10 protein-coding genes and 1 pseudogene are annotated in these 8,236 nt (G+C 45.6%); 6 read left to right on the top strand and 5 right to left on the bottom strand.

The window, feature by feature from the left end; all coding sequences use genetic code 11:
• A pseudogene (locus QT992_RS32420) lies at positions 1-297 on the top strand (RNA-guided endonuclease IscB); the annotation flags it as partial.
• Positions 298-567: 270 nt separating this feature from the next.
• Here QT992_RS32420 and QT992_RS32415 read toward each other — a convergent pair.
• The 5 genes from QT992_RS32415 to QT992_RS32395 form a co-directional block, all read right to left on the bottom strand.
• Positions 568-888: a hypothetical protein gene (locus QT992_RS32415; RefSeq protein ID WP_333378668.1), complete on the bottom strand. Its 321-nt coding sequence runs from the start codon at positions 886-888 to the stop codon at positions 568-570.
• 248 nt (positions 889-1,136) lie between these two features.
• Positions 1,137-1,310, bottom strand: coding sequence for a hypothetical protein (locus QT992_RS32410; protein ID WP_333378666.1), 174 nt, complete (start codon positions 1,308-1,310; stop codon positions 1,137-1,139).
• Between the two features lie 33 nt (positions 1,311-1,343).
• Complete coding sequence (locus tag QT992_RS32405) at positions 1,344-2,768, bottom strand: hypothetical protein (RefSeq protein ID WP_333378664.1); 1,425 nt, start codon at positions 2,766-2,768, stop codon at positions 1,344-1,346.
• Positions 2,769-2,876: 108 nt separating this feature from the next.
• Positions 2,877-3,281 carry a hypothetical protein gene (locus QT992_RS32400; protein WP_333378661.1) on the bottom strand — a complete coding sequence of 135 codons (405 nt, stop codon included), beginning with the start codon at positions 3,279-3,281 and terminating at the stop codon, positions 2,877-2,879.
• 41 nt (positions 3,282-3,322) lie between these two features.
• Positions 3,323-4,087 (bottom strand): BRO family protein, encoded by a 765-nt coding sequence (locus tag QT992_RS32395; RefSeq protein ID WP_333378658.1) that lies wholly within the window; start codon positions 4,085-4,087, stop codon positions 3,323-3,325.
• Positions 4,088-4,182: 95 nt separating this feature from the next.
• Between QT992_RS32395 and QT992_RS32390 the strand changes: the two genes are divergently transcribed.
• The 5 genes from QT992_RS32390 (at position 4,183) to QT992_RS32370 (ending at position 7,942) form a co-directional block, all read left to right on the top strand.
• Positions 4,183-4,521 (top strand): helix-turn-helix transcriptional regulator, encoded by a 339-nt coding sequence (locus QT992_RS32390; RefSeq protein WP_333378655.1) that lies wholly within the window; start codon positions 4,183-4,185, stop codon positions 4,519-4,521.
• Positions 4,522-4,636: 115 nt separating this feature from the next.
• Entirely contained in the window at positions 4,637-6,160 is a 1,524-nt protein-coding gene (locus QT992_RS32385) for a hypothetical protein (RefSeq protein WP_333378653.1), read from the top strand.
• A gap of 75 nt (positions 6,161-6,235) precedes the next feature.
• Positions 6,236-7,204 carry a DUF5895 domain-containing protein gene (locus QT992_RS32380; protein WP_333378650.1) on the top strand — a complete coding sequence of 323 codons (969 nt, stop codon included), beginning with the start codon at positions 6,236-6,238 and terminating at the stop codon, positions 7,202-7,204.
• A gap of 68 nt (positions 7,205-7,272) precedes the next feature.
• The gene (locus tag QT992_RS32375; protein WP_333378648.1) at positions 7,273-7,536 is read left to right on the top strand and encodes a hypothetical protein; all 264 of its coding nucleotides are present in this window, start codon (positions 7,273-7,275) and stop codon (positions 7,534-7,536) included.
• Between the two features lie 157 nt (positions 7,537-7,693).
• Positions 7,694-7,942 carry a hypothetical protein gene (locus QT992_RS32370; protein WP_333378645.1) on the top strand — a complete coding sequence of 83 codons (249 nt, stop codon included), beginning with the start codon at positions 7,694-7,696 and terminating at the stop codon, positions 7,940-7,942.
• The last annotated feature ends 294 nt before the right edge of the window (positions 7,943-8,236 follow it).

Raw genomic sequence — 8,236 nt, 5'->3', positions numbered from 1 at the left:
CAACCGCTGCTAATAAAAGCAGCAGGACACGGTACTCGACAAATGTGTGGCACGGATCGGTTTGGCTTCCCAATTCGTCACAAGTCGAGAAAGCAAATTCATTTCTGTTTTCAGACTGGCGATATCGTTGGCGCGACAGTCACCGCAGGCAAGAAAGTCGGCTATTATGTGGGACGAGTTCTTTGTCGTGCATCCGGTTCGTTTGACATCGCCACACCAGAAGGAAGAGTGGCAGGAATTAGTCATAAATATTGCAAACATATTCACAAAAAAGATGGCTATTCATATTGCTTTTGATTCAAGGCGACTGAAGTCGCAGCCGCTTTCCTCCCCATGTCTAAAGCCAGGGGCTTCTCGCTCGTTTTCCGGTGAAATTGCGTGTAAGCAATAGTCGTTTTTTGGACGTGGCGGGGCCAGTCCCGGAAATGCACTGTTGAAGATGGGAGTCGAGACCCCGTGACGCAACTACTGTTGACCGGCAAACTTGATCGTTCGATTCGATCGGCGTCCCTTTTGATAGGCTCGTCTTCAACAGGTTTCTCAACAACTACTGGCTTGACTACTACTTCAGTTTTTGCGGGTATTAGTTGCTTTGTTGAGTTGACCTTGGGAAGCATAAACAATTGGCGGACAAACCTCGTCTAAATCGTAGGTTGCTGAACCTTCGTCAAATTCTTGAATAGCTGCGACCGCAACAGCGGCAAGCTGTATTAATTCCGCACGATAGTTCTCGCTTTGACCTTCTATAATCGCTCTTGCTACTTCGCCTAATTCTTCCGTTAACACTGCAAGGTAGAGCGTAGGTTTTAAAGACCGGGGTTGTTTGCCAAACCGTTTATCTTGATAATCTCTTTCATTTTGTATTTCTTTGAAGATAGTAGATTTCATTGTTAAACCTTTTTTGGATAATACAGTGTAAATAGAAAGGTAACGCTAGTATAGTCAAACTTCAAACTTTAGAGACTCAATCAAAATATCTGGTAACGGTTTTCTGTACCATTTTTCAACTCTATTAAAATACCAAACGCCATCTTCCGCAGCAGCTAAAGATTGTATAGCAAAGTCTATTATAGCTTTATTTATTTCATTTTCTTTATATCTATCTGTTTCTGTTGCCCGACATATTAGACTGGTGTTCAGTTCAACAGTGAAAACAACCCCTTTGTACAACCAAAACGGACAGTAGCCTTACCTTCTTTCTTTTTCTTGTCCAAGTATTCTTGGTCATCTTTCCAGAACCGTAACTGACGTTCATTATCTGTTTGTTCTCTGTAACGTGAATCGCTGACTGCCGTTTTTAACTGTTTCATTGCTTTCTGTTTCTATTAACTTGTTTGCTGGTGCTACCACAATATCGGCTCGTCTTCAACGGGTTTCTCGACAACCGATGGCTTTGCCACTTCTTCAACTTTTGCAGGTAGCAGTGCTACAAATTCAGCCGCAGCAGCCATATTTGCTGCCAATATTTGCTCTCGCTTGCTTAACCGTCTTGGAAGTTTGGCGTTCATGACTTTAGCTGCGTTAATCGCCTCGACAGCCTTATTTCTAGCCGCCCGATTTTCCTCAGTTAGCGCATAGGGGTCTGTTGAGTCTATTGCTTCAGTCATTTTGGTTTCCGTGATTTGTGGTTTTGAAACTTCGGTGCAAGCTGCTACTGCGTAAGTTGGTAAATTATTCAAAAATGCCTGTTCTTTCGGTATGCCTAATTCTACCTGCTTTGTTGCGTTTTCAATGCAACGCTCTAACTGCAATTTTACCGCATTGGCTACCGCCGCAACGACTGGTAGACGACTCAACTGACCCGCAGCGCTCTTGGCGGCTTCTGTTGCCGTAGCACCAACCTTGCTGATGCAATCTTTAGAGATTGCCTCCATGACGACTTGCTCAGGCACACCGCGCAACCTGTAGCCAGCGGGAACCATGCGACTGCCTAACTCCTCACCTGACTCAAATTCGGCCCACAGCATCGCCACAGAAGCCTCTGGGGTCTTGGATTTAGATTCCTTCATCACCCAATTCGCATAGCCTTCAGGTTTGTCAATGTCTACCCGCTGGTAGCAATATGCCAGCAGCGTCTCATAGAATTTCTGACGCTCAACCGAACTCGACGGCGCGGAACATTTCTCAACTTGCAAGGCTGTTAGTTCTGCGGTTAAGTCTTGTTTTTTGACAACTTGGCAATTGATAGTCTGTTGGCTGGTTTCTTTATCTTCCGTTTTGACTGAAACAGTCGCGCTCGCTCTTTCCGTGAGAGGTTCTTTTTGAAGAACTTTCTTTGAAATAGTATCTTGATATGATTTGCTGGCAGTCGTCAAATCCATTTGTAAGTTTTCGACAGATCGATTTGTTGAGAATTGACAAATCGAGAGTTTCAATGCTTTCAACAGTTCAGTCAGCTTGCTATTGTCAATAGTGTAATATTTGCAGTGATCCCATCTTGAGGCCCTTAATTTCCGGCTAATGACTAGACCCAGGTTTTCAAGCTTCGCAAATATGCGTCTGAGTTTGTAGACGGACAGGAAGGGGAAATTGCTCAACCAGTCGATCGCTTTGCCGTGTTCTGCCGCCCGTTGCTGTTTTTCTGAGTCCCGGCACTCGATCGGATTTCTGATCCACTTCTGCCCGTTTCTGACTGTTCCGCCCATCTGCGGGTTTTGTAGGCTGTACCAAAGCTGTTGGAATACGGTTGCTTCTTCAAGTCCGATCGTGGCGGCCAACTGGCGAGGGACGGGAATTGAATTTTGTTCTAGTAAAAATTGGGATGGCATGATATTGTATTTTTGGAAAAGTTCAAAGTTCAAAGTTGCGAACTTGCCATTTGTCAGCCCCGAACACTTCTACTGTTTGGGGTTGATTATTTTGATGAACGTTAGCTTCTAAAATTGCGCGCAGGCATATCGCCAGATATCCAGGGCGATCGTATCTTTGGCGGGTACGATCGGGTCTTTGTCTGCGCGATCTAAGGGAACGTCTCGGATCGGAGTGCCCTGGGCATTCACCAGTTCGAGTCCCCGCAATGCCAGAGTTCCCTTGAAGCAATCGGCTTGATATCGCGATCGCAAAGACCGCCTTCCGGGAACAGTGGCCAGAGTCACAGTCCGAAAAGTATTTTGTTTGACTCCGGCATCAAACAGTCGGACTTGAGAAGCGGTGTCGAAAAAGACTCGATCGCCACTTCCTGTCTGAGCTATTTCTACCCATTGCGGCTGTTGAGCTTGAAGCGGTGCCGCAGTGGCAAGGCTTAATACTGTGGCTGCGATTATTTGGATTGATTTGTGCATTTTGTTTGCTTTAGATTAGTTGACACATTAAAAGTCTATGGCTAAGCCAGAACTTCAGATGCGATCGCGTACAAAGCCTCCAACATTCCATCAACCTCTATTTGATCTAGCGGCTTGCGACCGCTGCGTCGGCACCGAGCTTTTACATCAAACTTGTAGCGGTAATAAAGTTCTAGGTAGAGTTTGCTCCAAATAGCCGAGTAGGAAACGCTGTTCCGCTGAGCGTAGTTGCGGACGATCATATTGGTGCGGCCTCTGGCTGGAATGTCGGCGGGCAATTCCTGTGAAAGCGGCAGCGCTGCTAATTCCGCTTCGGCCTGTTCTTTGCCAGCTACCAGTTGAGTCAGAATTGCTTCCTGTTCTCGTTGCCGCCGCTCTACTTCCGCCATTGACTGAGCAACTTGAGTAAGCGCCTGAAGACTTTGAGCAAGTACGTCAAGTGATGATTGTGGGACAGGGGCGGGTGTTGCGACTGGGACTGAATATGTGCCGGTTTTACGGATCGCGGGTAAAACTTCAGCAGTCACCCATTTACGAAACGACTTTGCTGCCGGCTTGCGAGAACTCAAAACTAATGCGTACATCCCGGACTCTGAAATCACTGATATGCTTGGGTTCCCCCGATTACCCTCATTTAAAATGATGGTATTTTTCTCGTCTTCTTCCAACCGAGACAAAGCTTGACTGGGGTTTGCCACATCCAATACATCACACAGGTCTTTCGCAACAAACCAAGGTTCACCGTCAAGAGTTGCGATTCTTATGGCCAGAGTTTCAAATTCAAAAACTGATATTGCTGTAGTCATAACTTAATTCTCATTTATTGCTTTTGTTGACTTACGCACTAAGTTTCGTTTTTTGCTGAAATAGATACTACTCAGCATAGTTAATTGGAGTTATAATGTCAACTACGAGTAATGAAATTTCATCTAAATATTACACACAGGGGACACCCATGATTCCGCTTGAATATGTGGCTAGATTATCGTGGAGCAAAGGGCTTGGGGCAAGGCTTAAGCAACTTAGGGGTAAAACTTCCCGGAGGGAACTTGCCGAAAGATTGAAAACCACAGGACATGAATGCAGTCATCAAAATATCCAAAAAATTGAGGATGGTCACGCCTTGACCGTACCACTAGACTTGGTTCTAGCGATTTGTGACATTTTAAATATTGGTTTAGGACAAGTCCTACCAATGGCTCATCTGGAATACCCAAAAGAATTTACTACTAGGGGTTGACATTGCTACCGGGAGTAGTTAAGATAGCCATACAAGCAAAAAACAGCCGATGCGCCCCTGAGAAAGTTGCACCGACTGTTTTTACAAAGACCCACTATTACAGTGAGACAACACCATGTTACCACTCCACACTCAAAAATCATTAGACCAACTGACCTGGAACGAGATCCAAAAGATCCACGCTTCCCTCGGACTGAAAGCAACAGCCACCACCCGCACTCGCCGCGATTATCAACGCCGCATTGTCGATGCTCAACCCCAGCCCGTAGTTGAAGCCGAGCAAACTGCAAGCGCACTGACCTGCGCCACTTGCCCCCTGGCCCGCTTGATCGACGGGAACCGCTACTGCTGCGGACTGACCGACACCGTAGTCCGGGGTAACTGGGAAGCTAAGAGCGATTGCTACGACGCAGTAGCCTCTCAAGTTGAAACCGGAACGACCGAGCCTGCCGCCGAAGTCGCACCTCAAGAAACCGTTACCGAAACCGAAAGCCCGATCGCCCAAACTGAAGAAACACCCGCAGCACCAGCGCCGATCGCCCATCAAGAAATCACCGCAACCCAACCCGAACTGCACCAAGTCACAGCACAGCCTGCACTCAAAACTTTCAACCATCCTTTCCGTTACCGCGCTGATATTTTCAACGGTCAGCATTCGTTCTCAAGTGCTACCTACGGACTCTGTGAGTGCGATCGCTGCGTTCCTGTCGCTCAAACGACAATCACCGAACCTGTAACACCCGGAACCGTCGCGACGACAACCGACGACGCACCCCCAAATCGAGGCGACAACGGGCGCGGACGGGTAGAAGCATCAACTGCTTTGCAAGCGGCTACGATGATCGTATTACCCCATGCGACAAAGCCAAAGGCTGACAATAATTTCATGACAGCTTTTACCAAGGAAAGCGAAGGCGATCGTAAGTTTAACGATTTAGCCTATCTGTCCCAGTTGGAAATGGATGCTCAATTGGCTATTGAGCGAACTGTGATTGGTTCAGAAGAAGAGGCGATCGCCTACGCTCATTTACGGAAAATTGAACAAGATATTGAGTTTTACAATCGCCCAGAACCCAAAGCGCAACCTTCTCCAGTAATCCAACAACTAGAAACACAAATGAAAGAACTCAAAAAAGACGTGCAACAACTTACTCTTGATGCTTCTATTTTGTCGCCCGCAACCAACGAACCAGAGCAATTGGTTGGTGCAAACGAAAGTGAACTAGAAGGTACAATCTACTGGCAAGATTCGAGGCTGCGTACTGGGTTGATTGTTGGCAAGAAAGGAGTGCGTCGTTACTTTTATGTTCAAAACGACGTGATTTACGTAGTTCTCAACTCAGATTTTACGGCTTCTGAGCGCAAACATCCCAATATTCACCACACGAGGATTCGACAAGCTATTGAAGCCGGGAAGCAATTTAATCCAATTGCATTCAAGCAATTTCCAGAGTTTGCCCATTACGCTGAAAACTACCGTGACATGGGGTGGATTTATCAAGCCCCAGATGGTCGATGGTGGGCATGGAAAAACGGTGGAGTGACGGGTCATCCGTTTTTTGACGAACAAACAGCCTGTGATTACCTTGAAACTACTGCTAATAATTCGTATGTTCGGTCAGTAGTTTATTCAAAATAATCAAACGTCTTCTTCGCCAACCTGCGGTACGGCCGAACAAAACCGCAATCAACTCAATCAATAATCATAAAAACAATGTCTAAATCCAGCAAAGTAGAAACCGCCGAAGTCGAAGTAATCCAAACAGCAAAAATGTATGATTTGGATGTCAGCCTTGCTTCTGAGGAATATTATTCTCCACTAGAAGAGTCGCTGCCTTACGCCATCTCTGATTCACGCGGTTATATTGTTATCCCTGAAACCGAAATAGAGAAGTCTATTTGGTTAGACCCGCCAACTGAATTTGCTACCGTTTCCATCAAGGGCGGTGAACCGTTCTCGGCTTTAATAATGCCAGAGGTTCATGTTTCAATTCTTGGCAAAACTCAGCCCTACTGGTATTACTCCAACTCACCTGCTAACCGAGCATCAAAATTGGCTGGGCAACCAATTTGCTGGTATAACTCTCCCGAAGGACAAGACTTAAAAGCAGAAATCGAACAGACTGCTCAATCAGCTAGTGGGGTTAAACCCTATGCTTACGCCACTAAGATTCAATTTCTTCTGTTAGATAGCGACATGATTCCAATGCACGAAATTCCGCTGTCTTGCAACTTTCGCGGGAGCGCTTGCTGGCACGTTCTTGATGAGTTAAAGAAGTTTTACAGTCAAGCCGAAAAAACTTTTTGTCAAGCCCTAGGTAAGCGCCGAACTTCTTTTGACGATCGAGTTCGTGCACTGTTTCCTCCAAAAATTAAATTTGGTAGTGAATATGTCGGGCCTCAAGGACAAAAGTCTGAAGCGATCCGAATTCAAAGCATTACTAAGCCAACCACCGAAAACATGACTGAATGGTGCTTAGGATTTACTCAGACTCAAGGTATTCGTGATTTGATTTGGGACACCCAATCCAATTACCAAGGTTGTGGTGCCAACAGATTGCCAGTACCAATCGCGCTCAACTCTACGCCAGTTGCGCCAGCAATTCCTGCTGCCACTGATTTGCCTCAATTAAATCCGGGAGTTACTTCTGATGTCGATCCTGAAGCAGCTAAATACTTTTAATTTAGCTAGCTAGTTCCAACTCAAGGCTAGGTAATTAATCACTGCCTAGCCGATCGCACTTCACAATCATGCAATATCCAACCGTAGAAGTCCCCGACAACTTGCCAGAGGGCGTACAAGAGCAAGTCGCTTATTTTCTCGCCGACTACCCAAAGAGTGGTCCTGCACTAGCTCAAAGATATTTACAAATGGTGACGAGTGACGAATACCGTTCCCGTTCAATGGGGCGATCAGACAGCCAACAATTTGAAGCCAACAGAACCAAAAATGAACCCAAGAAAATTAGCAAAAGTACAAGCAAGAATTCGCGTACTCGAAAAGCTGATAAATAGCTTTCGATATTGTCGCAAGCTGGTGCGACGGTTTGTAGCCGAATTGCTTGATAAGGAAGCATTTTTGAGCCAAGCGAAACGAGTAAATCAAGTCTATCAAGTTCAATCAAATGGACAATTATCCCTTTTTTAGTTAGCGAAAACTCATTTTTGTCACATGACTAGAGACGAATTAAAAGCAATCATTGGCGGTACGGTGGAAGCCCTAAAGCTAGTTGCAGACCAGGCACAATTTCAGTCAGCAAGAAACATTGAATGCGAAAACGGCGAAACCGTAGGAGTGACTTTTGATATAGCGATTCAATTGCTTGACCTAGTTTGGGACACCCTCGATCTGGAAGTCCCGAACGACCTAGACCGTCAAGAATACCTTGAGTACCTTGGAAAGTGCTGGAGGAATCAATGAAATCGCCTTTTTTTTGCACGAATTGCAAAGATAAATCTTGAATTACTGAGAACAAAGCAATGACAGAATTCCCTGATTGGTTTCCGTCCGTTCCTATTTTTGAACAAAGTGATCCAAACTTTTTTCTACTTGGTTATTTTTCAGGGAGAGACGACGAAACGGGAGCATAACACTTATGCGATGAGTAGAAATACTCACCAATACTATGTCCCTCATTTGAGCTTCATGGCAACTATCAATGTATAGATGCTTGTTCAAAAGCAGGCTATCGAGCAGCTATTGCTGCTCAAGGCT

The organism is Microcoleus sp. T3_D1 (assembly GCF_036700405.1).
Classification (GTDB): Bacteria; Cyanobacteriota; Cyanobacteriia; order Cyanobacteriales; family Microcoleaceae; genus Microcoleus.
The sequence above is the reverse complement of the archived record's forward strand: the minus strand, read 5'-3'. Positions and strand labels throughout refer to the sequence as shown.